The following is a 21,853-nucleotide window of genomic DNA, read 5'->3' on the forward strand; positions in this document are numbered from 1 at the left end:
AGTAGTTAGGAGAAGTTAGTTGACAAATATTATTCGTTATCCAAATTCCCCGTTTGAACTCCACCAACCTTTTGAGCCGGCAGGCGATCAACCTCAGGCAATTAAGGAATTAGTGGAAGGCGTAGAAGACGGACTTGCGGCACAGACCCTATTAGGCGTGACCGGCAGTGGTAAAACTTTTACCATGGCTAATGTAATTGCCAAAACAGGGCTGCCGACCCTTATCATGGCCCCGAATAAAACCTTGGCTGCACAGCTCTATTCGGAAATGAGAGATTTCTTCCCGAATAATGCTGTTGAATATTTCGTCAGCTACTACGATTACTATCAGCCGGAAGCCTACGTTCCCCAGCGCGACCTCTTTATTGAAAAAGATTCTTCAATTAACGAGCACATCGAACAGATGCGTTTGGCCGCTTCTAAGAGCGTGCTAGAAAGACGTGACGTCATTATTGTGGCGACCGTCAGTGCAATTTACGGTATCGGAAAACCGGAGTCCTACACGGAAATGCGGCTTATCTTAAAGCGCGGACAAAGAATTGATCAGCGTGACTTGATTGCTCATTTGGTCAGAATCCAATATCAGAGAAATGATATGGATTTCATTCGAGGGACGTTCCGCGTCCGTGGCGACACTATCGATGTATTCCCGGCCGAGCATTCAGAATTGGCATTGAGAATTCAGCTCTTTGATGATGAAATTGAGGAAATGTATTTCTTTGATCCGCTGACAGGGAAGGTCAGACATAAAGTGGATCGTTTCTCGATTTATCCGACTTCTAACTATGTGACCCCGCGTCATGACATTCTTCGGGCTATTGACACGATTAAGGAAGAACTTAAAGAAAGAGAAGCCACATTCCTGAGCGAAGGGAAACTGCTGGAAGCTCAGAGAATTAAAGAAAGAACACAGTTCGACCTTGAGATGCTAAATGAACTCGGTTTCTGTAAAGGCATCGAGAACTACAGCCGTCATTTATCGGGGGCGTTACCAGGAGAACCTCCTCCGACGTTAATTGATTATCTGCCAAAAGATGCCTTGATGTTCTTTGATGAATCTCATGTCTTGTTGGGTCAGATCGGAGGAATGTACCGAGGAGACGCATCAAGAAAAGACACTCTTGTTCAATACGGCTTCAGACTGCCGAGTGCTAGAGACAACCGTCCGCTTAAATTTGATGAGTTTGAACGGAAGATGAGAAGAGCAATTTTTGTTTCCGCTACCCCTTCCAAATATGAGGCTGAGCATTCGTCCCAGATTGTTGAGCAAGTGGTTCGCCCGACAGGTTTGATCGATCCGGAAGTAGAAGTACGCCCGGCAGGGACTCAGGTGGATGATGTTTTAGCTGAAATCAAGGAGCGGGTACCCAAAGGACAAAGAGTATTAATAACGACACTTACAAAGAAAATGGCAGAAGATCTGACTGAGTTCTTGGAAGATAACGGAGTTAAGGTTCGTTACTTGCACTCTGATATTGATACGGTTGAAAGAGTGGAGATCATCCGTGATTTGCGTGCCGGCGTTTTCGATGTATTAGTGGGCATTAACTTGCTTCGTGAAGGCTTGGATATTCCTGAGGTTGCTCTTGTGGCTATTTTGGATGCGGATAAAGAAGGATTCCTGCGCAGTGAGCGTTCTTTAATTCAAACCATCGGCCGTGCAGCACGTAACGTAGAAGGAAAAGCTATTCTTTACGCCGATAAAATTACCGACTCCATGCGTTTGGCTATGGAAGAAACGGGAAGAAGACGCAAGAAACAAAGCGACTTCAATAAGGCTCACGGAATTACGCCGAAGAGCGTAAAGAAAGAAATTAAAGACATTATCGATGGAGTCTACAAAGATCTGGTTGATGATCCGGCTTCAAATCTTGTTGACGGGATGGACTGGGAAAGAATGGATCCCAAAGAGCTGGCCAGAGAGATCAAAAAACTGGAAAAAGAAATGTTCGAGTGTGCTAAGAATTTGGAATTTGAGAAGGCTGCTGCTATTCGCGACAAACTAAGCACCGTGAAAAAACAAGTTTTTGGTGCTGACGGCCACGACTCTGATGAAAAAATCTAAAAAATTTCGTCACAAAAGAGCGCAAGATAGGAAAATACATACTTTTATTTTTCAATAATTTTGCTTACTATATATCAGTCTTAAAAGAGGCATTGTCCCTTTTAAGAGCGATTTCTGTGCCTGTTTTAACGTAACTGGTTGGATTTGAAGAAAAAAATTAAAAATTGGCGTAATTAATTATGGTTAAAGTTTTATTTGTCTGTATGGGAAATATTTGCCGTTCCCCTACTGCTGAAGCGGTTTTTGAAAAAATGGTCCGTGAAGCTGGCTTGAGCGATCGTGTTATCGTTGATTCTGCCGGTACTCATGGCTATCACGTCGGAGAGGCTCCGGACGTTCGTGCTCAAATCGCAGGAAGGAAGCGCGGATATGATCTTTCCAACCTTAAAGCCAGACAAATAACTGTAGATGATTTCCGCGAATGCGACTTCATTTTGGCTATGGACTGGGAAAATCTTACTGCAATGCAGCAGATTTGCCCTCCTATGTACAAGCACAAATTGGCTCTCTTGATGCGTTATGCGAGCGAAAACGACACGGCTGTTGTTCCTGATCCGTACTATGGCGGCAATGAAGGCTTCAACACAGTGTTGGATTATTGCGAAGATGCGTGTGAAGGTCTGCTTGATGTTGTCAAGAAGAGAGCTTCTATGTATACGCCTTCGAGAAACTTCTAAAATTACGCGCTTACTAAAGGACCGAATAGGTCCTTTTTTAGTATCTGGGATTTATCTAGAGAAATCCTTCACCCAACAGCTTGCTTGCTCAAAACTTTTCCGGCAGTGACTTCCTTTTCACATTAATTACTTCTTCAACGGCATCATCTTTTTGAATGAGAAAATCGTTCCCCAAATGAGCGGCCTCTATTTCATTGCCTTTTTGGACTCAAAATAGTTTCGTTTATTTAACAAACACTTGTAAAGATTCTCGGCAGTCTTACTTTTCTGCTTAATAAAAAATCGCGCAAAGATCTCGGGCTCAGGATGAAAAACAACATTTCCGACAGTTGCACTCGGAAATTGATGAGAGTATATTCCCGACTAAATTAATCGGAATAGGATAATGAAGCTTACTACTAAAGGAAGATTTGCTGTCACTGCGATGCTTGATATTGCGCTTCAAGCCCCGCAGGAGCATGTCACTATAGCGGAAATAAGTGCTAGAAGACACTTGTCTCCGTCCTATCTCGAACAGCTTTTCGGAAAACTGAGAAAGGCAGGTTTGGTCGAAGGCAACCGCGGTCCGAAAGGTGGCTACCGCTTAGCTAAATCTTCCGATCAGATTCGAGTTGACGAGATCCTTGATGCGGTCGATTCAACCCTGAAGACTTCCGAATGTACAAAGTCCCGAGCCGGCTGTGACGGTCAGGGAGAATGTATCACCTTTGATTTATGGGACAGCCTCAATGAAGAAATGCGAAAGTTTCTTCATGACATTTCTCTTAAAGATCTTGCGGAAAAGAAGCTGCTTAAGGATCAAGGTATTCAACAAGTAAAGATTGTTAAACCTTCAAAATCTAATTGCTCTAAAAAATAAATGGAGTCCATAATGAAATTCCCTATCTATCTTGACTACTCTGCAACAACTCCAACTGACCCAAGAGTTGTAGAGAAGATGATTCCGTATCTGAATGAACATTTCGGTAATGCGGCTAGCACAAGCCATCCTTATGGTTGGGATGCAAAGGAAGCCGTTGAAAACGCCCGTGCGGAAGTTGCAAAATTGATCAACGCCGATCCGAAAGAAATCGTTTGGACCAGCGGTGCAACAGAAAGCGATAACTTGGCTATCAAAGGTGCAGCCAGATTTCACAAGGATAAGGGCAAACATTTAATCACAGTCAAGACAGAACACAAGGCAGTTCTTGACTCCATGAGAGAGCTTGAAAGAGAAGGTTTTGAAGTTACTTACTTAGGCGTTGGAAAAGACGGTTTAATCGACCTCGACGAGCTCGCTAAAGCAATGCGTCCTGACACAACATTGGTTTCCGTTATGGCTGTCAACAACGAAATCGGTGTTGTCCAAGATATCGAAAAGATCGGTGAAATGTGTCGTGAAAGAGGCATCCTCTTCCACTGCGATGCTACGCAAGCAGCCGGTAAGATTCCTCTGGATATGGAAAAACTCAAAATCGATTTGATGAGCTTGTCCGCTCATAAAGTCTACGGTCCAAAGGGCATGGGAGCTCTTTACGTTCGCCGCAAACCTCGCGCCAGAATCGAAGCTATTATTCACGGCGGTGGCCATGAAAGAGGTATGAGAAGCGGTACGCTTGCTACGCACCAGATCGTCGGAATGGGTGAAGCTTATCGTCTGGCCCGTCTTGAATTAGAGCAGGAGGCCGAAAGAGAAAGAAAACTCCGCGACAAGCTCCTCAAAGGCCTCTCTGAAATTGAAGCCGTTCATGTAAACGGCAGCATGGAACATCGTGCCCCGTTCAATTTGAATATGAGTTTTGAGTTTGTTGAAGGTGAAGCTTTGATGGCCCGCTGCAAAGATGTTGCCGTTTCTTCCGGTTCCGCATGTACATCCGCCAGCTTGGAACCTTCTTATGTTCTGAAAGCCTTAGGAATCGATGATGAGTTGGCTCACAGCTCTATCCGTTTTTCTATCGGCAGATTTACAACCGAAGAAGAAATCGACTACACCATCAAGCTCTTTAAAGAAAATGTAGCAGCATTAAGAGAGCTCTCTCCGTTGTGGGAAATGCACAAAGAAGGTACAGATCTCAAGTCTGTCGAGTGGAAAGAACATTAATAAGGAATTGACGTAATGCAATACAGCGAAAAAGTAATGGACCATTTCAACCATCCGAGAAATGTCGGACGTTTGGATAAGAATGATCCTAATGTCGGAACAGGAACACGTGGCGCACCTGCTTGCGGCGATGTGCTTAGCCTCCAGATTAAAGTCAATGACCAAGGCGTTATCGAAGACGCTAAGTTCAAAACTTACGGCTGCACTAGCGCTATCGCTTCCTCTTCTCTGGTCACCGAATTGATCAAAGGTAAGACTCTTGAAGAAGCCCAACAGCTCAAAAATACAGCTATTGCTGAAGAGTTGGAACTTCCTCCTGTCAAAATCCACTGCTCAATTCTTGCAGAGGATGCAATTAAGGCAGCCGTAGAAGATTACCGTCATAAACAAGAACAATTAGGAAAGAAATAATGGCAGTTACCTTGACTGAAAAAGCCGCTGAACACGTTCAGAAGTTCTTGACAAAGCGCGGCAAGGGCATTGGGATTCGCGTCGGCGTGAAGACCAGCGGATGCTCCGGCATGGCTTACGCTCTTGAATTTGCTGATGCAGCAGAGCCTGAAGACAATGTTTTCGAGTCTTACGGAATCAAGGTCATTGTCGATCCAAAGAGCCTTGTATACATTGACGGTACAGACATCGATTTCGTGAAAGAGGGGCTGAACTCCGGATTTAAGTTCACCAATCCGAACGAGAAAGAAAGCTGCGGCTGCGGCAAATCCTTTCACGTTTAATTCAGTTTAGGAGAGATGAGTTGACTGCTTTTAATGCCTTTCAAATTTTTAATATGCCCGTGAGCTTCAAGATTGATGAAGCTGAACTCGGACAAAAATACTTCCAGATTCAGAAAATGGTGCATCCGGATAGGTTTGCATCCGCCTCTGAAGCTGAAAAGAGAAATGCTCAGCAGTGGTCAACTCGTTTGAACGATGCCTACTCCGTTCTGAAAGACCCCATCCAAAGGGCCAAGCTTGTTTGTGCGCTTTTGGGATCTCCGGTGGATGAAGAATCCAGCGGCTCAATTAATGAAGAGTTTTTAATGGATCAGCTGATTCGCCGCGAAGAAATCTCAACAGCTAAAGAAGCAAATGATGAGACCCGGCTGAAGAAGCTAAAAGAAGAAATCTCCGGGGAAAAAGAAGACTTGCTAAAAAAAGTCGAACATTCTTTGGACGAGGATAAAGATCCAAAAACTGCCAGTGAGAACATTAAAAAAATAATGTTCCTCGCAAGGCAATTAGAAGATTTGAAATAACTTTATGTCTTTATTGCAAATTTCCGAACCCGGTATGTCAACCGCTCCCCATGAGGAGCGGTTAGCCGTAGGTATAGACCTAGGAACTACCAATTCCTTAGTGGCGACCGTGCGTAATGGCTCACCGGAAGTACTTGTTGATGAAAAAGGAGAAAAGCTTCTTCCTTCCGTTGTTAGATATCTTGAAAACGGAGAGGTGGAAGTCGGTGAAGAAGCCAGACTGAAATCTTCGGAAGATCCTCTCAATACAATTTCCAGTGTTAAGCGACTAATGGGCAGAAGTGCTGACGAAGTCAGACAAGAGGGCTCTTACATCTCCTATGATTTAACAGATGGCGAAGGAATGCTTAGACTTCGCACGGTAAACGGGGAAAAATCTCCGGTTGAAGTTTCTGCAGAAATCCTTAAAAAGCTTAAATCACGGTCTGAAGAAGCGTTAGGCGGTGAACTTGTCGGTGCTGTCGTAACAGTTCCGGCTTATTTCGATGATGCTCAAAGACAAGCAACCAAAGATGCCGCCAAATTGGCAGGATTAAACGTACTGCGTTTGTTAGGCGAGCCAACCGCTGCCGCATTAGCTTACGGGCTTGATAAAGGAGCCGAAGGTCTTTATATCGTGTTCGACTTGGGAGGCGGTACTTTTGACGTCTCTATTCTGCGCTTGTCCAAGGGAGTGTTTGAAGTTCTTGCCACCGGCGGCAATAGCCAGTTAGGCGGCGATGATTTCGACCAAAGATTGTATTGCTGGATTTTAGAGCAGGCAGGATTGTCCTTCCTCAATAAATCCGATTCTCGTCTTCTCTTGGGAAAAGCCAAACAAGCTAAAGAACATTTGACTACTCACGAAAGGGCAGTTATTCACGCAACTTTGAGCGACGGAAAGATTGTTAATCTGACTATTTCCAGAGAGGCTTTTGCCGCTATCACCGCTCATCTTGTTAATAAATGCATTGAAACGACAAAAAACACTCTTAAAGATGCAGGCTTGAAACGCAGCGAAATCAAAGGGGTTGTTTTAGTCGGCGGTTCAACCCGTATGCCGAATGTTCGTGAAGCGGTAGAAAACTATTTTGATCAGCCGCCTTTAACCGATATCGATCCGGATGAAGTGGTTGCGGTTGGAGCTGCTATGCAGGCCAACTTGCTTGCCGGCAATCAATCCGGTGAAGATTGGCTTTTGCTAGACGTCACTCCGCTATCTCTCGGCATCGAAACTATGGGCGGTCTAGTAGAAAAAGTCATTCCAAGAAATACGGCAATTCCAGTTGCCATGGCGCAAGATTTCACAACTTTTAAGGACGGTCAGACAGCAATGTCTTTCCACGTCGTTCAAGGCGAAAGGGACATGGTCGAAGATTGCCGTTCTTTGGCAAAATTCTCGCTTAGAGGAATTCCTCCGATGGTTGCCGGAGCTGCAAGAATCCGCGTTACCTTCCAGGTGGATGCCGACGGTCTTCTTTCAGTTTCAGCAAGAGAAAACACCACGGGAGCAGAAGCGTCCGTTTCCGTTAAGCCGTCCTATGGTTTGAGCGAAGATGAAATCACCAGAATGCTTAAAGATTCCCATGGTCATGCTGAAGAAGACATGAAACTGAGAGAGCTGCGTGAGCAGAAAGTTGAAGCAGCCCGCTTGCTTGAATCTACAGAGTCCGCTTTAAAGACTGATGCCGACTTGCTTAATGCTGAGGAACGTTCTCAAATCGACGCTTTAATTGAGGATCTTGTTCGTGTTAAGGAGCAAGATGACACTGAGGCGATTAAGAAAGCAATCAATGCCCTTTCTAAAGGGACTGAAGATTTCGCTGCCCGCAGAATGAATCGAACAATCCTTGCAGCTTTGCAGGGTAAGTCTGTTTACGAGGTATAAAGATGCCAAAAATTACAGTTCTCCCCCATGAAACTATTTGCCCTAACGGCAAGGAATTTGAAGTACCGGCAGGTACTAACTTAGCTCGTGCTTTATTGGACAACGGCGTTCCAATTGAACACGCCTGCGAATTGTCTTGTGCATGTACAACTTGCCACTGTTATATCGACAAAGGATTCGATACCCTTGCTTCGGCTGAGGACGATGAGGAAGACTTGCTTGATCAGGCCTGGGGATTGAAGTCTAATTCAAGACTGTCTTGCCAAACTACAGTTGGTGATGAAGACATTACCGTGGAGATTCCTAAGTATTCTAGAAACCACGCTAGGGAAGCTTTTTAAATATGAAGTGGTCTGATACAAGAGATATTGCTATTGCTTTAGCGGATGAGTATCCCGATCAGGATCCATTGAAGCTTGGTTTTCCGCAGATGCATCAGATGATCTGTGAACTTGACGGGTTTGAAGATGATCCTGAGGCCAGTAATGAAAAGATCCTTGAAGCGATCTTAATGGCGTGGCTTGATGAAGTTGAGTAATTCAAGCAGTTAGGGAAGTACCTGGACTTTCCGAGATAAACAAAAGCGGCCGCAAGGCCGTTTTTGTTTAAAGAAAAATGAAATTGGGCTGCCTCTAGCCAAAGCATTCCAAACACACGGGCCTATTCAGAAGAGAGAGTTTGCAGACATGCTTCTTAAGGTTTTGCACTATTTGACACGTAGGATTAAATCTCCTGATAGCTGATAAGACCCGCTGTAAGGCCGTTCTTGTTGGCAATTGATAATAGAACAGTCAGAGAAGATTAAATCCAAAGGATTGTAGTTCTGCATTCTTTTATTAAAAAATCTCAGAAAACTTCTGACAAAGAGCTGAAAATTGCAGGGAACCGCCTTAAGGAGGTTAAGAATGGCTGATAGAACTTCCATGACTCATGAAGAAATGATCGCAAGATGGAAAGAAAACCCTGACTTTTGTAATGCTGTCAAAGAGCTTGACGATCAGTACGCTCTCCTTGATGCTGCTTTAGCCGCAAGAAAAGAGCAACAACTTTCCCAAAGTGATGTAGCAAAGAGAATGCAATTGCCTCGGTCTGCGGTTTGCAGACTAGAAGCAAACCTTAAAGAAGGAAAACTTCCTACTTTCGCTGTGTTACAACGATATGCGCATGCTATTGGTAAAAAAATCGAAATAAGGCTTATCTGAAAGGCTTAGATTCCTTAGATTCAAAAACGGAGTGGAAATTAAAGTAATTCCAAGAGAGTGAAACAGAGGTTCACTGGATCAAGACAGATAGCACTATATGAGGCATCCTGTGTGGTCAAGAATAAAGTCAAGACAAAACGATCAGAAAATATCGGAGAATTGATGGAATGAATTAAGAAGAACTGCCCAAAAGACCAGATGCTGATCGCTTAAAACTTTACAGATGAGATTCCGTGAAGCCTGCGGACGATCCAGATAAGAGTGCCTCGGGCTTTTTTCGTCAATACGCCTATGCCCTTCAAAACAAGTGGTTTGTATAGCTGATAAGATCCGCTGAAAGGCCGTTCTTGTTGGCAATTGATAATAGAACAGACAGAGAAGATTCAAATGTGAATGCACCGATAGCAGCTCTTTGAATCACTTCTTCTTGTGTTAAAAGTTCGAATTTCTCGACCTCTCCGTCAACGTTGTGAGGAACAAAGTTGTCGCTAACATCAGCATCGAACATAATCGTATGTTCGAACATCCATCCTTCGGTTACTGCTCTGGAAATCAAATGGCGCTCTAGAAAATGAAATTGGAGAGTGCCTTCTTCGATACCGGCTTCCTCCCAGCTTTCTCGTGCCATGGCAGTCAGAAATGTCTCGCCGATAGGGACCATGCCGGCTGCGCAATTATCCCAATAGCCCGGGTTTATCGCCTTCTTAAATGAACGTTGAGACACCCATAGACGGCCGTCTTGTGTGTAAGGATTTAGATGAACGGCAAAGGTTGAAAGAGCAAATGGTCTGGCCATCGCTCTTTCAATTTCGGCTAATCCCGTGGTTCTGCCGAAGTCTTTGACAGAAACCACCGGTAGTAACTCGTCTCGCCACGCTGTGACAAGACCGCATTGTTTAAAAATCTGAGAAATTGCAGCAATTCTTTTAGAGGCTTGCTGCGGATTTTCTGCCAAAATCCGACATCTGGAACACGGTCCGTCAAGCTCTATAAAACGGAATGTTTTCTTGAGAAAAACGGCTTCTCTGCTCTTCAAATGTCCCACAAGAATATCGTTTAAAAATAAAGAAATTCTTGTCGCCGGAACCTTTTCATCAGCTTGTTTTCCTAGCGTGGTAAGAAGGTTAACCAACAGATCTTTGGCAGAATTACTCAGCATTTTTATGACTCGGGACGCATATGTGGGAAGAGAAGAACATCACGGATGCTGGCAGAATCAGTCAAGAGCATGACGAATCTGTCTAAACCTACACCGCAGCCGCCTGTCGGAGGAAGGCCGTATTCAAGAGCGCGAACATAGTCAGCGTCGTAGTACATGGCTTCATCGTCGCCTTCTGCTTTGAGTTTTGCTTGAGCTTGGAAACGAGCGGCCTGATCCTGAGGATCGTTCAATTCGCTGAAGCCGTTTGCTGTTTCACGTCCGGCCATGAAAAGTTCAAAGCGTTCCGTGATTTCCCGATTCTTGTCGGAAGCTCGGGCTAACGGAGAGATTTCAACCGGATAGTCAATGATGTATGTCGGCTGAATCAATTTGGCTTCAGTTGTTGCTTCGAACATGGCCATTTGAAGGGCTCCGATACCAATGTTCTTCTTCTGTGGCTCTCCGAGTCTTTCCAGTTCTTTGTGCATGAAGTCGGCGTCTTCAAGATTTTCTGCTGTGTACTGCGGGCAGTATTTAAGAACGGCGTCTTTTGCTGTCAGGCGATCAAACGGCTTGGAAAGGTCGATGGTGTGGCCCTGATACTGAATAATTTCTGTGCCGATAGTCTGGTTGGCAACAAAGCGGAGAAGTTTTTCTGTGTAATCCATGAGCCAGTGGTATTCCTTGTAGGCTGCATAGAATTCCATCATGGTGAATTCAGGATTGTGACGAACGTCCACACCTTCATTGCGGAAGGAACGATTCAATTCAAATACACGTTCAAAACCGCCGACAACCAATCTCTTCAAATAAAGTTCGGGCGCAATACGGAGGTACATGTCCATATCGAGGGCATTGTGATGAGTGATGAACGGCTTTGCAGAAGCTCCGCCCGGAATCGGATGAAGCATCGGAGTTTCAACTTCCATAAAGCGGTGTTCCATCATGAACTGACGTGTAGCTGCAATGGCTTTAGAGCGGATTCTGAATGTCTTGCGTGTGTCTTCGTTCATGATCAGGTCCACGTATCTCTGACGATAACGGATTTCTTGATCGGACAGACCATGGAACTTATCAGGAAGCGGACGGATGTTCTTGGTTAAAAGTCTGAGAACTTTGACGCGGACGGAGAGTTCGCCTTTTTGTGTGCGGAACAGTGTGCCTTTGGCACCGACGATATCACCGATATCAATAGTCTTCTTAAAGAGTTCGTAAGTTTCAGGACCGACTTCTGCAAGAGTGATGAAGAACTGAATAGTGCCGCTGACGTCTTTGACTGTGGCAAAGCTGGCTTTTCCCATAACTCGCTTAAGCATAATGCGGCCGGCGACTTGAACTTCAACCGGATTGGCTTCTAATTCTTCTGCAGAAGTGTTTTCGTACTTAGCACGAATATCGCCGAGTTCTTCTTTTTTCTCGAAGTCATTCGGATAAGCGGGACCTGCCTGGCGAAGCTTGTCTAACTTGGCGAGTCTCTCTTCGATAATGTGGTTTTCCTGCTCTTTGAGCTCTACTTGATCTTTTGCGTTTTCTTGATTTTGCATTTTTATCCTTCGAAGGAAATGTTTCTGATATCGGTAATGGTTTCTTGTCCGAAAGCAGGGCTGTCGAGATAGGCCAAAAGTTTGGCGGCAGCCTTATCAGGCGAAGTTAATTTACTCTCTTCTTTGAGGGTTTTAAATCTTTCGACTTGCGGAAAATCTTCCGAAGAGAGCAAACGAATTTGTTCTTGCATTCCGGTGTCAACGACGCCGGGAGCAACGGAGGAAATCTTGAGATCGATTCCGTGGATTTTGGCGTCCTCGGAAACGGTAGAAGAAAATCTGTCTAAGGCTGCTTTGGTCGAACAGTACATGGCCCAGCCCGGAACGTCTTTTCTAGCGGCGCCGGAAGAAATATTCATGATTCTCTTAGGCGCTTTCCAATTCTTGGTTAATTCTAAAAATCTCTGAATAATAAGAACCGGTGCTTCAAAGTTGATGCGGATCGTGTGATCGATGTCCGGAGCAGAGGCCTCAGAAATCGGTCCGACAGGTCCGAGGACTCCGGCATTGTTGATGAGCCTGACAGAGGAGAATTGCTCCGGCGAGGCTTGGTTAATCAGCCAGGAAACGGTCGATACTGTGGAATTAAGATCTGTTAAGTCAACGGGAAGCTGAATTAACTCACAGCCGAGTTCTTTGGCGATGCCGACAAGCTCAGTGTCCGGATGACGCTCAATGGTGGCAACGGTATCGCCCTCCTTCATGCATTGAAGAGCCAGTTGCTTGCCTAAGCCTTTGGAGGCACCGGTGATGATGGTAAGTGTCGCCATCTTAGACTCCCTGCTTCAAGCTTGCTTCAATGAATTGCTCTAAGGCACCGTCTAGGACAGCAATGGTGTTGCCGGTTTCGACATTGGTTCTTAAGTCTTTAACACGAGATTGATCCAGCACATAAGATCGAATCTGATGGCCCCAAGAAATATCACTCTTGCTGTCTTCAACCGCTTGCTGAACAGCCTGGCGCTTTCTCAATTCAGCTTCGTAGAGCTTAGATTTCAGAACAGCCATCGCATCGGCTTTGTTTTGATGCTGGCTTCGGCCATTTTGGCAAACAGCAACAATACCTGTCGGAATATGTGTGATTCGAACGGCCGAGTCTGTCTTCTGAATATGCTGACCGCCCGCACCGGAAGCTCGGAAAGTATCAATTCTGAGGTCAGATGGATTGATGTCAATTTCAAAAGATTCGTCAACTTCCGGGTACACAAATACGGACGCAAAAGAGGTATGTCTTCTGGCGTTTGAATCAAACGGGCTCTTTCTGACTAAGCGGTGAATACCGGTTTCAGTTCTGAGCCAGCCGTAAGCATAATTGCCGGTAATTTTGATTGTGCAGCCTTTGATGCCGGCCACATCGCCTTCAGTCTCTTCAATGAGCTCTGCTTTGAAATCTTGACGTTCGGAGAACTTGAGATACATTCTTTCCAGCATGCTTGCCCAGTCTTGAGCCTCGGTACCTCCGGCACCGGCTTGAATTTCCAGGAAGCAATTGGCTTCGTCGTGATCTTGGTTGAACATACGTTGAAATTCGAGATGCTCAACTTTTTTCCGCATCTCGCCGACGTCATGCTCGATCGCAAGCAGAGTGTCTTCATCATCTTCTGCTTGAGACAATTCAAAAAGTTCTAAGGAATCTTTTAAGCCGGTTTGCAGGTCTCTCAAACCGAGGACGATGTCTTCTAATCGTTTCTTTTCTTGGCTGATTTCCTGAGCTCTTTCAGGATTATTCCAAAGGTCAGGATTTTCTATTTCACGGTTGACTTCTTCTAGTTTTCTCTCTTTCTCGTCGAAGTCAAAGATACCCCCGAAGTTCTTCTACGCGGGATAAGAGATCTTCCGCAGTGGAAGAAATAAGGTTTAGGCGTTCAACATCCATTCGTTTTTCCAATTAAATCAAGAGTGATACAACTTTCAATGAACCTGACATTTTACCAATGATAGGCATTAAAAACGGCTTTTCCTTAACAACATCGAGCCTGGTGGCCTGCGCAAAATTTTCTAAATAAGCAAGTAGTTACTGGCGGTGAATCAAGTCAAGAGCATCTGAAGTTGCAACAAATAGTTTGAGAAAATATTCTCATGCAGGCCTTGAGCCTAAGCGCTTTCAAAGACCTACAAGGTTGCTCCGAAAGAGGATAAAAACTGCATTAGTGAGCTTTCTTGAACAAATCATATTTTGGCAACGTTCAAGTTTATGAGAGCGATGCAGAGGAGAAAGACTTGTGATTCTTGCGTTAGTCAAGTTTTTTCTACTTTTCAAAAACAAAAACAGAAACTGCTGAAAAGCCTTTATTTCTTCCCAGCAGTTTTGAGTTTTGTTTTAGGTGCGGACAAGTCCTAAAGAAGCCTTTCTTCCTCGTCTTCCATGTCTTCAATAATGAGCTGGAGAGTTCTCCGGCCGGCCCATTGGTTAACACAGATCTTGTAAGCTAGATAAGCTTTTTCAGGCAGCGGTTTCTTTCTTCTAAACCAAATGCCGGAAACGGCTACGCCGTCCATCTCTAAATCGAGTTTCAGATGAGTGTCTTTGAGTAGTTTTTGATTTTTAACCACAAAGTGATTAGCAAAAATCGGTTCAGGAAAAGAAGGACCCCAAACAATACTGTCAATGGCGTTTGCTACTGACATTGTGAAGTCTGACGGTGCAAGTTCGCCATCGACTAAAGTGTTTTTAACAAACGTTCCTGAAGGAGCATTCTTCAGAACCGCCTTTTTGAAAGCTTTTTCAAACACCGGTAAATCGTTCTCTTTAATTGTCAGACCTGCAGCCAAAGAGTGGCCTCCGAATTTGAGAATCAAGCCCGGATGGTTCTTATTGATGAGATCCAGGGTGTCCCGCAGATGAATGCCGTTGATTGACCTGCCTGAGCCTTTGATTTCTCCTTCTCGCCCTTCTTCCGCACTCGGCGCAAAAGCTATAGTCGGACGGTAATAGCTGTCTTTAATGCGAGAGGCAACCAATCCGACGATACCGGAATGCCAAGTGGGGTCGTACAGACAAATAGCAGGGGCTTCAGGATCGTCTAAAGTACCGATAGAAGAGAGTGCATCCTGCTGCATCTCGCGCTCTTTGACTTTGCGTTCTTTATTGAGTTCTTCTAACTTCTGCGCAAAATCAAATGCTGTCGGTGCATCGGCGCTGATAAGACAATAGACGCCTAAGTCATTGGTGGAAAGACGCCCGGCGGCGTTGATTCTCGGAGCTACGGAAAATGCTAGTTCCGTGGCAGAAATATCAAAACAATTGCGTCCCGCGACTTTGAGCAGAGCCGATAGGCCTGACTGCAGCTTGTTCTGGCGAATTCGCTCAATGCCTTTGGTAACAATGATGCGGTTATTTCGATCCAGCGGAACAACGTCGGCAATCGTAGCTAAAGCAACCAAATCAATCAGAGTTAAAAGATTGGGCTGGGGTACGCGGGAATAAAGCCCTAATTCCCGAAGCGCACTTCGAGTAGCTAAAAGAAGATAGAACATAACACCGGCACCGCATAATGCTTTGCTCGGGAAGTTGTCTCCGTGCTGATTAGGATTAACAATAAAGTCAGCCTCGGGCAGAGTATCGGCTGGAAGATGGTGATCGGTAACAATAACCGTCAGACCTTTTTCCTTGGCGTATTTAACCGCTTCAACCGATGAAATGCCGTTGTCCACAGTCAAAAGAACCTCTGCTTTTTCCATCAGAGCGCGATCAACGAGAAATTTAGACAGGCCGTAACCGTCTTTTTCTCTGTCCGGAATCAGAAAATCGGGGAACACCGCTCCTAGAAGTCTGAGGCCTAAAATACCGACTGCAACGCCGGAAGCTCCGTCGCAGTCATAGTCTCCAATGATGATAATTTTTTTCTTTTCGAGAATGCATTGGGCTAATAGTTTTCCGGCCTCAACGCAGTTCTTCATAAGATGCGGTGGGAGCAGATCTTTGATCTCTCCGTTTAAATCTTGTGCATGACAAACTCCTCTTGCGGCAAGGGCTCGAGCCACGGGCGCAGGATAGCCGGCACTGGCTAAGCTGTTTGCGACAACGGAGTTAAAACGCCTAACGCTGAAAAGTGACATCCTTTAATCCTTAGGACAAATCCATTGCCTGGAGAAGTCCTGCTTCTTCCCAAACATAGGAAAAAATGATTTCTTCAATGATTTTGTGATCGTGCTGACTCTAAGGCCGTCGGTGGCAACAAGGACCGGATTGAACAATTCCAGGTTTTCGATGCCTTTGGCAGTGGTCAGATGGTTCTCAACATGTTTGCGGATTTTCTCCCAAGCATCAATCCATTTTCTCTTGTCTTTCTTAACGGCCGGATCCAAAAAATCCGTACAGATGCTTAAGCGATCCCCTTCAGGACATTCTGCCGGCCACGGCGCGCCCTCGGGCGTGACAAAATTATTGGCAATTCCGCAAGATTTGCAGATTCCTTTGACAAGAACTGAGTTGGTTTGAACTACTCGAGTGAAAGAGACGTCTTTTATGGCAGTATCAAATCCTCCGCCGCTGATCCATAAACCCTGGACTTCCTGACGGTCGTTTTCTTTACGGTATTGGTTAAGTTCGCTTCCTTGAAGAAGATTTTTAATTTCGCTGTCAACAGCTTCAAACTCGGATTTGTCTTCTCCGAAAACCGGTTGAGGTTTTTGATGCAGCTGAGCTTTCCATGGACAAACTTCAATTTTCCAAGCAGTTTTTCTTGCAAAAAAGAATCTTCCGTCTAGTACTTGAACTTCTAGCTTATATTTCCGGGCAAGTGGTGCAAGAAGATCACGCAGGTAGCACTCTTCATCTAAATCGAAAGCTTCCGCTGCTTCCTCAATGTTTCCTTTAGCATCTAGAAAGTAAGGAGAAACTTGCCAGAACTCTTTGGATATTCTTTGTCCGCCGAACCCTTCCCAAAGAAGAGGAGCATAAGGAATAAGGTTCTCTTTTTTGGCAATATTCATCCATATCCACTGATCGGTGGCTATACCTTGAAGAGCTTCAGTTCCGAAAACGGGAAAACACGTTGGCTCGCTGAAGCCCAGGCACATATCGCGAAGGGGGCCGGGAATAGCGGCATTGCCCAACTGGTTCCGTTCTTCTTCAGAAAGAAGTGCGTTTGGGAATAAAAATATACAAGAAGACATTCCGCCATTCTAATAGCAGCCTTCTGCAAGTTAAAATGACTTTACCTCTACAGATGGAAAATTTTTGTGAAAAATTCTTTTATAAAAAAACTCCCTTTTGAGTGGGCCGTAGGGCTTCGCTACACGTTTTCCATGCGCGGGAGCAGAAGGGATGGCTTCGTGTCTTTTATTTCCGGGATGTCGGTTTTATCGATTGCTGTCGGTGTGATGGCATTGATCGTGGTTCTGTCGGTTATGAACGGATTTCAAAAAGAAGTACGCGACAAAATGCTTTCCGTTCTTCCGCATGCAGAAATTGTTCATACAACTGCCCCGATTTCAGACTGGCAGGCATTGGCAAAAACAGTTGCATCAAAAAATAAAGAAATTATCGGTGCTGCGCCATATGTCAGAAGCCAGGGGCTCCTCAGCAGCGGAGCCAACATTAAAGGGGTAGCCGTGACCGGTATTGAACCAAAGGCCGAGAAATCCGTCAGCAACGTGGCGACCGTGATGAGGGTCGGCAAACTCTCTGACCTGAAGCCGGGCTCTTTCAATATCGTAATCGGCACGGATCTGGCCAGAAGCCTTGGTGTAGTTCCGGGTGACAAAATTTCTATGATGGTTCCGCAGGGGCAATTCACCCCTGCCGGAATGGTTCCGAGAATGAAACAGTTTACGGTTTCCGGCGTGTTTTCTTCCGGCCATTATGAATATGACAGCTCCATGAGTTTTATCCATTTGAATGATGCTGCTGCTCTCTACCGCACCGGCGGTCCTACGGGATTGCGGCTTAAATTGAAAGATATGCAGGAAGCTCCTGTGGTTGCCCGAAATTTGAATTCTCAGCTTCAAGACGGTTATTACGCTTTTGATTGGTCAAGACAAAACAGAAATTGGTTTGCAGCTGTGCAGGTCGAAAAAAGAATGATGGGTATTATCTTGTTTCTCATCGTTCTGGTCGGCGCTTTCGGTTTGGTTTCTTCTTTGGTGATGACGGTTAACTCAAAACGCAGCGATATTGCTATTCTCAGAACTCAAGGAGCGTCTCAGGGATCGATTATGAAAATTTTTATGATCCAAGGCATGTTTATCGGTTTTGTCGGCGTTGCAATCGGCGTGGGACTAGGTTTACTCATTGCTTTTAACGTCGAGTCAATTGTCAATATTATTGAAGCGATGTTTAACGTTCAGTTCCTGCCTAAGGATATTTACTTGATTTCCAATATGCCGAGTGAGCCGAGAGCTGATGACATCATTCCGATTGCCGTATTTTCCTTCCTTCTCTCTTTAGCGGCGACTATTTATCCGAGCTGGCGTGCAGCAAGGATTCAACCGGCGGAGGCTTTGAGATATGAATAAACTGGCAGTTGAAGCGGTTGACGTAAAGAAAACTTATACGGAAGGTAATTCCAAGGTATCGGTGCTTAAGGGAGTTACCCTGACGGTTAAGGCCGGTGAAATCGTTGCCATTGTCGGAACTTCCGGTTCCGGAAAATCTACCTTGCTGCAGTGTCTCGGCGGCTTGGACGTGTTCGACAGCGGAAGAGTCATAATCGACGGGGAAGATCTGGGACATTTAGCTGAAAAAGAAAGAACGATTCTCAGAAACAGAAAATTGGGTTTCGTATATCAATTTCATCATCTACTGCCGGAATTCACGGCATTGGAGAACATTGCCATGCCTTTGCGTATCCGCAGGGATAAAACGGATTATGCGGAGAATAAGGCTCTTGAACTATTAGGGGTTATGGGCTTGTGGGACCGTAAGGATCACCTGCCGAGTCAGTTGTCAGGCGGAGAGAGACAGCGTGTTGCGATTGCAAGAGCAACCGTCGGGGATCCGGTATGCCTTTTAGCAGATGAGCCAACAGGCAACTTGGATCAAGACACGGCTCTTTCTGTTTTTGACTATCTTCTCAAGTTAGCTAGGATGAAGCATACGGCAGTTGTTATTGTGACCCATGATATGGATTTAGCTCGAAGATGCGACCGCATTTTAAGACTGAAAGACGGGAGAATTTCTGATGATTCGATTAGTTGATACCCATAATCATTTATTTGTTGATGAATTCACGAAGTCTCGGCAGGCTCTTGCCTCAGCCGTCGAACTTGCCGTTGATGCAGGTGTTTTTCAAATGCTTATTTGTGCAGGCGACTGGCGAAGTGTTTTGCGGACCCATACTGTCGCTGCTTTAATAAATGCCGGGTATGCTGCCGGTATTCATCCGCTTTCTTTCAATCCTAAAACTTATTGTACTGAGCATAATCTCATTAGAGATTTTATAGATCAGCACTTGGCCACTTCTACTCTTAGTGCAATAGGTGAGATTGGTTTAGATGGCACCATTACTGACAAGATTCCAATGGAATTTCAAGAAAAAGTCTTTTCAGATCAATTGAAGCTGGCCAGAGACTTCCAACTTCCTGTTAGTGTGCACGTCCGAGGAGCCGCGGATCTCGTAGCCAAGCATATTAGGCGGATCGGAATTGCAGGGGGCGCAGTTCATGCCTTTAACGGAAGCTTGGAACAAGCTAAGATCTTCATAAATTTAGGTCTGAAGCTGGGATATGGCGGAGCATGCACTTATTCCGGATCTTGCAGAATTAGAAAACTGCTCTCGGAGCTTCCGAAAGACGTCTTGGTTCTAGAGACCGACTGTCCGGATATGCCCTCCTCCATAAGAAGAGCGGAAAACCCGGAAGATGCTCACAGCATGCCAAGAGATCTTCGTATGTATGCGGAAGTGGCAGCCGAGCTCAGAGATGTCTCCGTGGAAGAAATTGCTGAGCAGACAACCAAAAATGCCTTTGGCGCATTCCCAAAACTTCAGACGCTCGGCGCCGTCAAAAAAGTACCGTGAAAAGATTTATAGGCTTATCTTCTTAATTAATATAAAAAATCAGTCTTGTGATAATCCACAACAGCCAATAAAGAGGATTTATAAAGTGGACAAAATTCTAGTGACCGTGGCGGGACCGGACAGGGCCGGCGTCGTTTATTCCGTAGCTGAAGCTCTCAGTAAACTGAATTGCAATTTTGTTGATATGAGCCAGACAACTGTCGCCGATCAGTTTTCTTCCATCATGATCGTCAATAAGCCGAAGAACATTTCTAAAGAGAAAGTTCATAGCGAAATCGTCAAAATATTTGAAAAACGCGGTTTTAACATGTGGGTGGATGTTCTGGACTACCAGGCAGGTTCCGTTTTTCATACTGACGGCGAACCATTTGTGGTTACTGTTGATGGGAAAAACGGCAAAGGTTTGCTCCTCGCTTTCACGCGTATCTTTTTTGAAGGTAAGATTAACATCGACAACTTTCGTTCTATCAATCAAGAAAGCTTTGACGGTATTGAGAAAGTTTTGTTGGTATTTGAAATCACCGTCCCCTTTGATATTGATAGAAGAGCTCTTCACAAAACCTTGTCTGACATCGCCAAAGAGCAAGGCGTTTCTTTGAGTATGCAGCATCGTCAAATTTTTGAAGCTATTCACAGAGTCTCTGTCGCTTAACCAATCTAAAGAATAATTAGGAACAAAAATGCTTACTGAACGTGAAGTTATATCGACAATTGATATGCTGCGCAGCGAACACTTGGATGTTCGTACCGTCACTTTGGGCTTAAATCTTTTTGACTGCATCAGCGACGATTTCGGCACTTTCTCTTTTAAAGTGCGCACAAAGATTCATAAGTTTGCTAAGAACTTAGTCTCCACCTGCAACGAAGTGGGAGATAGATACGGTATTCCCGTCGTCAATAAGAGAATTACGATTTCTCCGATCGGTACAGTCTGTGCAGGCTTCAGTCGCGACCAGATGGTTAAAACATGCCAGCTTCTCGATGATTGTGCCAAAGAGGCTGGTGTTGACTTCTTAGGAGGCTTTGGTGCCCTTGTAGAAAAAGGCATTACTCCGGGCGAAAGAAATCTTATCGATGCATTGCCTGAAGCATTAGCTACAACATCCCGCGTTTGCTCTTCCATTAACGTCGGAAGCACACGGGCCGGCATTAATATGGATGCTGTGAAGTTAATGGGTCATAGAATTTTGGATGTTGCCGAAGCTACTGCCGATCGGGACGGCTTAGGCTGTGCCAAGCTGGTTGTATTCTGCAATATTCCTCAGGATGTTCCGTTTATGGCCGGTGGGTATCTCGGCGTAGGCGAAGCTGACGCCGTTATCAGCGTTGGCGTTTCCGGCCCCGGCGTTGTTAAGAAAGCTATCGACCGTGCAGTAAAGCGTGAAGGCGAAAATCTCAATATTTCTGAAATTGCAGAAATCATTAAAACAACCGCTTATAAGGTGACCAAAGTAGGTCAGCTGATTGGTTCTGAAGTCGCCCAAAGAATGAATCTGCCATTCGGTGTCGCCGATCTCTCTTTGGCTCCGACTCCTGCTATCGGTGATTCTGTTGGTGAAATTTTCCAAAGCGTTGGGTTAAGCTCCATCGGTGCCCCCGGCTCTACAGCCGTCTTGGCAATGCTAAATGACGCTGTAAAGAAGGGCGGTGTGTTTGCCTCATCCCAAGTCGGCGGTTTATCCGGTGCCTTTATTCCCGTCAGTGAAGATGCGGCTATTGCCGCAGCGGCTTCCAGCGGCAAGCTCACTCTTGAGAAGTTAGAGGCTATGACTTGCGTATGCTCCGTTGGTCTCGACATGATTGCTATTCCGGGTTCAACACCGGCTGATATCATCTCTGCGATTATTGCTGACGAAACGGCAATCGGCATGATTAACGCCAAGACAACTGCGGTCCGTTTGATTCCCGTTCCGGGCAAGACCGTCGGAGAAAGAGCTGAGTTCGGCGGCCTGCTCGGAGGAGCCGATATTATGCCGGTCCAGCAAGGAACTGCTGCAGACTTTATTAATAGGGGTGGTCGTATTCCTGCCCCGATTCATTCTTTCAAGAATTAATAGTCAG

General features: G+C 45.3%; 23 protein-coding genes. 17 read left to right on the forward strand and 6 right to left on the reverse strand.

The features are described from left to right. Positions 1–19 precede the first annotated feature (19 nt). The 12 genes from uvrB to ADH67_RS00255 all read left to right on the forward strand — a co-directional run bounded on the left by uvrB (position 20) and on the right by ADH67_RS00255 (position 9,146). Positions 20–2,065: an excinuclease ABC subunit UvrB gene (gene uvrB / locus ADH67_RS00200; protein WP_066595537.1), complete on the forward strand. Its 2,046-nt coding sequence runs from the start codon at positions 20–22 to the stop codon at positions 2,063–2,065. Positions 2,066–2,241: 176 nt separating this feature from the next. Then, entirely contained in the window at positions 2,242–2,742 is a 501-nt protein-coding gene (locus ADH67_RS00205; RefSeq protein ID WP_066595539.1) for a low molecular weight protein-tyrosine-phosphatase, read from the forward strand. Positions 2,743–3,127: 385 nt separating this feature from the next. Next, on the forward strand, positions 3,128–3,601 hold the full coding sequence (locus tag ADH67_RS00210; RefSeq protein WP_066595541.1) for an Rrf2 family transcriptional regulator: 474 nt from the start codon (positions 3,128–3,130) through the stop codon (positions 3,599–3,601). A 12-nt stretch (positions 3,602–3,613) separates the two neighbouring features. Further along, positions 3,614–4,822 (forward strand): IscS subfamily cysteine desulfurase, encoded by a 1,209-nt coding sequence (locus ADH67_RS00215; RefSeq protein WP_089275680.1) that lies wholly within the window; start codon positions 3,614–3,616, stop codon positions 4,820–4,822. 15 nt (positions 4,823–4,837) lie between these two features. After that, on the forward strand, positions 4,838–5,233 hold the full coding sequence (iscU, locus tag ADH67_RS00220; protein WP_066595546.1) for a Fe-S cluster assembly scaffold IscU: 396 nt from the start codon (positions 4,838–4,840) through the stop codon (positions 5,231–5,233). After that, a complete protein-coding gene (gene iscA / locus ADH67_RS00225; RefSeq protein WP_066595548.1) occupies positions 5,233–5,556 on the forward strand; it encodes an iron-sulfur cluster assembly protein IscA in 324 nt (107 codons plus the stop codon). The genes iscU and iscA overlap by 1 nt, the downstream gene beginning before the upstream one ends. Before the next feature lie 20 nt (positions 5,557–5,576). Beyond that, on the forward strand, positions 5,577–6,077 hold the full coding sequence (hscB, locus tag ADH67_RS00230) for a Fe-S protein assembly co-chaperone HscB (protein WP_066595550.1): 501 nt from the start codon (positions 5,577–5,579) through the stop codon (positions 6,075–6,077). A gap of 4 nt (positions 6,078–6,081) precedes the next feature. After that, positions 6,082–7,944, forward strand: a complete 1,863-nt coding sequence (gene hscA / locus ADH67_RS00235) for a Fe-S protein assembly chaperone HscA (RefSeq protein ID WP_066595552.1) — start codon at positions 6,082–6,084, stop codon at positions 7,942–7,944. Positions 7,945–7,946: 2 nt separating this feature from the next. Next, a complete protein-coding gene (fdx, locus tag ADH67_RS00240) occupies positions 7,947–8,285 on the forward strand; it encodes an ISC system 2Fe-2S type ferredoxin (protein ID WP_066590569.1) in 339 nt (112 codons plus the stop codon). 2 nt (positions 8,286–8,287) lie between these two features. Further along, positions 8,288–8,482 (forward strand): Fe-S cluster assembly protein IscX, encoded by a 195-nt coding sequence (gene iscX / locus ADH67_RS00245; protein WP_066590571.1) that lies wholly within the window; start codon positions 8,288–8,290, stop codon positions 8,480–8,482. 276 nt (positions 8,483–8,758) lie between these two features. Then, positions 8,759–8,857: a type II toxin-antitoxin system RelE/ParE family toxin gene (locus ADH67_RS00250; protein ID WP_336581057.1), complete on the forward strand. Its 99-nt coding sequence runs from the start codon at positions 8,759–8,761 to the stop codon at positions 8,855–8,857. Continuing rightward, the gene (locus ADH67_RS00255; RefSeq protein ID WP_066590572.1) at positions 8,850–9,146 is read left to right on the forward strand and encodes a helix-turn-helix domain-containing protein; all 297 of its coding nucleotides are present in this window, start codon (positions 8,850–8,852) and stop codon (positions 9,144–9,146) included. The genes ADH67_RS00250 and ADH67_RS00255 overlap by 8 nt, the downstream gene beginning before the upstream one ends. Positions 9,147–9,444: 298 nt before the next feature. Here ADH67_RS00255 and ADH67_RS00260 read toward each other — a convergent pair whose 3' ends face one another. The 6 genes from ADH67_RS00260 to ADH67_RS00285 form a co-directional block, all read right to left on the reverse strand. Continuing rightward, positions 9,445–10,305, reverse strand: a complete 861-nt coding sequence (locus tag ADH67_RS00260) for an NUDIX hydrolase (protein ID WP_066590575.1) — start codon at positions 10,303–10,305, stop codon at positions 9,445–9,447. Positions 10,306–10,307: 2 nt separating this feature from the next. Continuing rightward, a complete protein-coding gene (gene lysS, locus ADH67_RS00265; RefSeq protein ID WP_066590577.1) occupies positions 10,308–11,831 on the reverse strand; it encodes a lysine--tRNA ligase in 1,524 nt (507 codons plus the stop codon). A gap of 2 nt (positions 11,832–11,833) precedes the next feature. Continuing rightward, on the reverse strand, positions 11,834–12,601 hold the full coding sequence (locus ADH67_RS00270; protein ID WP_066590580.1) for an SDR family NAD(P)-dependent oxidoreductase: 768 nt from the start codon (positions 12,599–12,601) through the stop codon (positions 11,834–11,836). 1 nt (position 12,602) lies between these two features. Next, a protein-coding gene (gene prfB, locus ADH67_RS00275) for a peptide chain release factor 2 (RefSeq protein WP_143597689.1) occupies positions 12,603–13,707 on the reverse strand; the annotation gives its coding sequence in 2 pieces (ribosomal slippage) (positions 12,603–13,625 and positions 13,627–13,707; 1,104 coding nt in all). Positions 13,708–14,168: 461 nt separating this feature from the next. Further along, entirely contained in the window at positions 14,169–15,890 is a 1,722-nt protein-coding gene (gene recJ, locus ADH67_RS00280) for a single-stranded-DNA-specific exonuclease RecJ (RefSeq protein ID WP_066590583.1), read from the reverse strand. Positions 15,891–15,893: 3 nt separating this feature from the next. After that, entirely contained in the window at positions 15,894–16,949 is a 1,056-nt protein-coding gene (locus ADH67_RS00285) for a hypothetical protein (protein ID WP_066590585.1), read from the reverse strand. Positions 16,950–17,081: 132 nt separating this feature from the next. Between ADH67_RS00285 and ADH67_RS00290 the strand changes: the two genes are divergently transcribed. The 5 genes from ADH67_RS00290 to ADH67_RS00310 all read left to right on the forward strand — a co-directional run bounded on the left by ADH67_RS00290 (position 17,082) and on the right by ADH67_RS00310 (position 21,846). Continuing rightward, entirely contained in the window at positions 17,082–18,290 is a 1,209-nt protein-coding gene (locus ADH67_RS00290) for a lipoprotein-releasing ABC transporter permease subunit (RefSeq protein ID WP_066595555.1), read from the forward strand. After that, complete coding sequence (locus tag ADH67_RS00295) at positions 18,283–18,972, forward strand: ABC transporter ATP-binding protein (RefSeq protein WP_066590587.1); 690 nt, start codon at positions 18,283–18,285, stop codon at positions 18,970–18,972. The genes ADH67_RS00290 and ADH67_RS00295 overlap by 8 nt, the downstream gene beginning before the upstream one ends. Continuing rightward, the gene (locus tag ADH67_RS00300) at positions 18,956–19,792 is read left to right on the forward strand and encodes a TatD family hydrolase (RefSeq protein ID WP_066590589.1); all 837 of its coding nucleotides are present in this window, start codon (positions 18,956–18,958) and stop codon (positions 19,790–19,792) included. The genes ADH67_RS00295 and ADH67_RS00300 overlap by 17 nt, the downstream gene beginning before the upstream one ends. A gap of 85 nt (positions 19,793–19,877) precedes the next feature. Then, the gene (locus ADH67_RS00305; RefSeq protein ID WP_066590591.1) at positions 19,878–20,444 is read left to right on the forward strand and encodes a glycine cleavage system transcriptional repressor; all 567 of its coding nucleotides are present in this window, start codon (positions 19,878–19,880) and stop codon (positions 20,442–20,444) included. A 28-nt stretch (positions 20,445–20,472) separates the two neighbouring features. Then, positions 20,473–21,846: a PFL family protein gene (locus ADH67_RS00310; RefSeq protein WP_066590592.1), complete on the forward strand. Its 1,374-nt coding sequence runs from the start codon at positions 20,473–20,475 to the stop codon at positions 21,844–21,846. The last annotated feature ends 7 nt before the right edge of the window (positions 21,847–21,853 follow it).

It is taken from the genome of Turicimonas muris (assembly GCF_002221595.1).
In the GTDB taxonomy this organism is placed as follows: domain Bacteria; phylum Pseudomonadota; class Gammaproteobacteria; order Burkholderiales; family Burkholderiaceae_F; genus Turicimonas; species Turicimonas muris.

Coding starts and splice junctions, on each gene's coding strand:
- iscA (WP_066595548.1), top strand. CDS start 5,233: ATGGCAGTTACCTTGACTGAAAAAGCCGCTGAACACGTTCAGAAGTTC.
- iscX (WP_066590571.1), top strand. CDS start 8,288: ATGAAGTGGTCTGATACAAGAGATATTGCTATTGCTTTAGCGGATGAG.
- ADH67_RS00210 (WP_066595541.1), top strand. CDS start 3,128: ATGAAGCTTACTACTAAAGGAAGATTTGCTGTCACTGCGATGCTTGAT.
- ADH67_RS00215 (WP_089275680.1), top strand. CDS start 3,614: ATGAAATTCCCTATCTATCTTGACTACTCTGCAACAACTCCAACTGAC.
- recJ (WP_066590583.1), bottom strand. CDS start 15,890: ATGTCACTTTTCAGCGTTAGGCGTTTTAACTCCGTTGTCGCAAACAGC.
- ADH67_RS00260 (WP_066590575.1), bottom strand. CDS start 10,305: ATGCTGAGTAATTCTGCCAAAGATCTGTTGGTTAACCTTCTTACCACG.
- ADH67_RS00290 (WP_066595555.1), top strand. CDS start 17,082: ATGCGCGGGAGCAGAAGGGATGGCTTCGTGTCTTTTATTTCCGGGATG.
- ADH67_RS00310 (WP_066590592.1), top strand. CDS start 20,473: ATGCTTACTGAACGTGAAGTTATATCGACAATTGATATGCTGCGCAGC.
- ADH67_RS00285 (WP_066590585.1), bottom strand. CDS start 16,949: ATGTCTTCTTGTATATTTTTATTCCCAAACGCACTTCTTTCTGAAGAA.
- lysS (WP_066590577.1), bottom strand. CDS start 11,831: ATGCAAAATCAAGAAAACGCAAAAGATCAAGTAGAGCTCAAAGAGCAG.
- ADH67_RS00270 (WP_066590580.1), bottom strand. CDS start 12,601: ATGGCGACACTTACCATCATCACCGGTGCCTCCAAAGGCTTAGGCAAG.
- hscA (WP_066595552.1), top strand. CDS start 6,082: ATGTCTTTATTGCAAATTTCCGAACCCGGTATGTCAACCGCTCCCCAT.
- ADH67_RS00300 (WP_066590589.1), top strand. CDS start 18,956: ATGATTCGATTAGTTGATACCCATAATCATTTATTTGTTGATGAATTC.
- iscU (WP_066595546.1), top strand. CDS start 4,838: ATGCAATACAGCGAAAAAGTAATGGACCATTTCAACCATCCGAGAAAT.
- ADH67_RS00255 (WP_066590572.1), top strand. CDS start 8,850: ATGGCTGATAGAACTTCCATGACTCATGAAGAAATGATCGCAAGATGG.
- fdx (WP_066590569.1), top strand. CDS start 7,947: ATGCCAAAAATTACAGTTCTCCCCCATGAAACTATTTGCCCTAACGGC.
- ADH67_RS00295 (WP_066590587.1), top strand. CDS start 18,283: ATGAATAAACTGGCAGTTGAAGCGGTTGACGTAAAGAAAACTTATACG.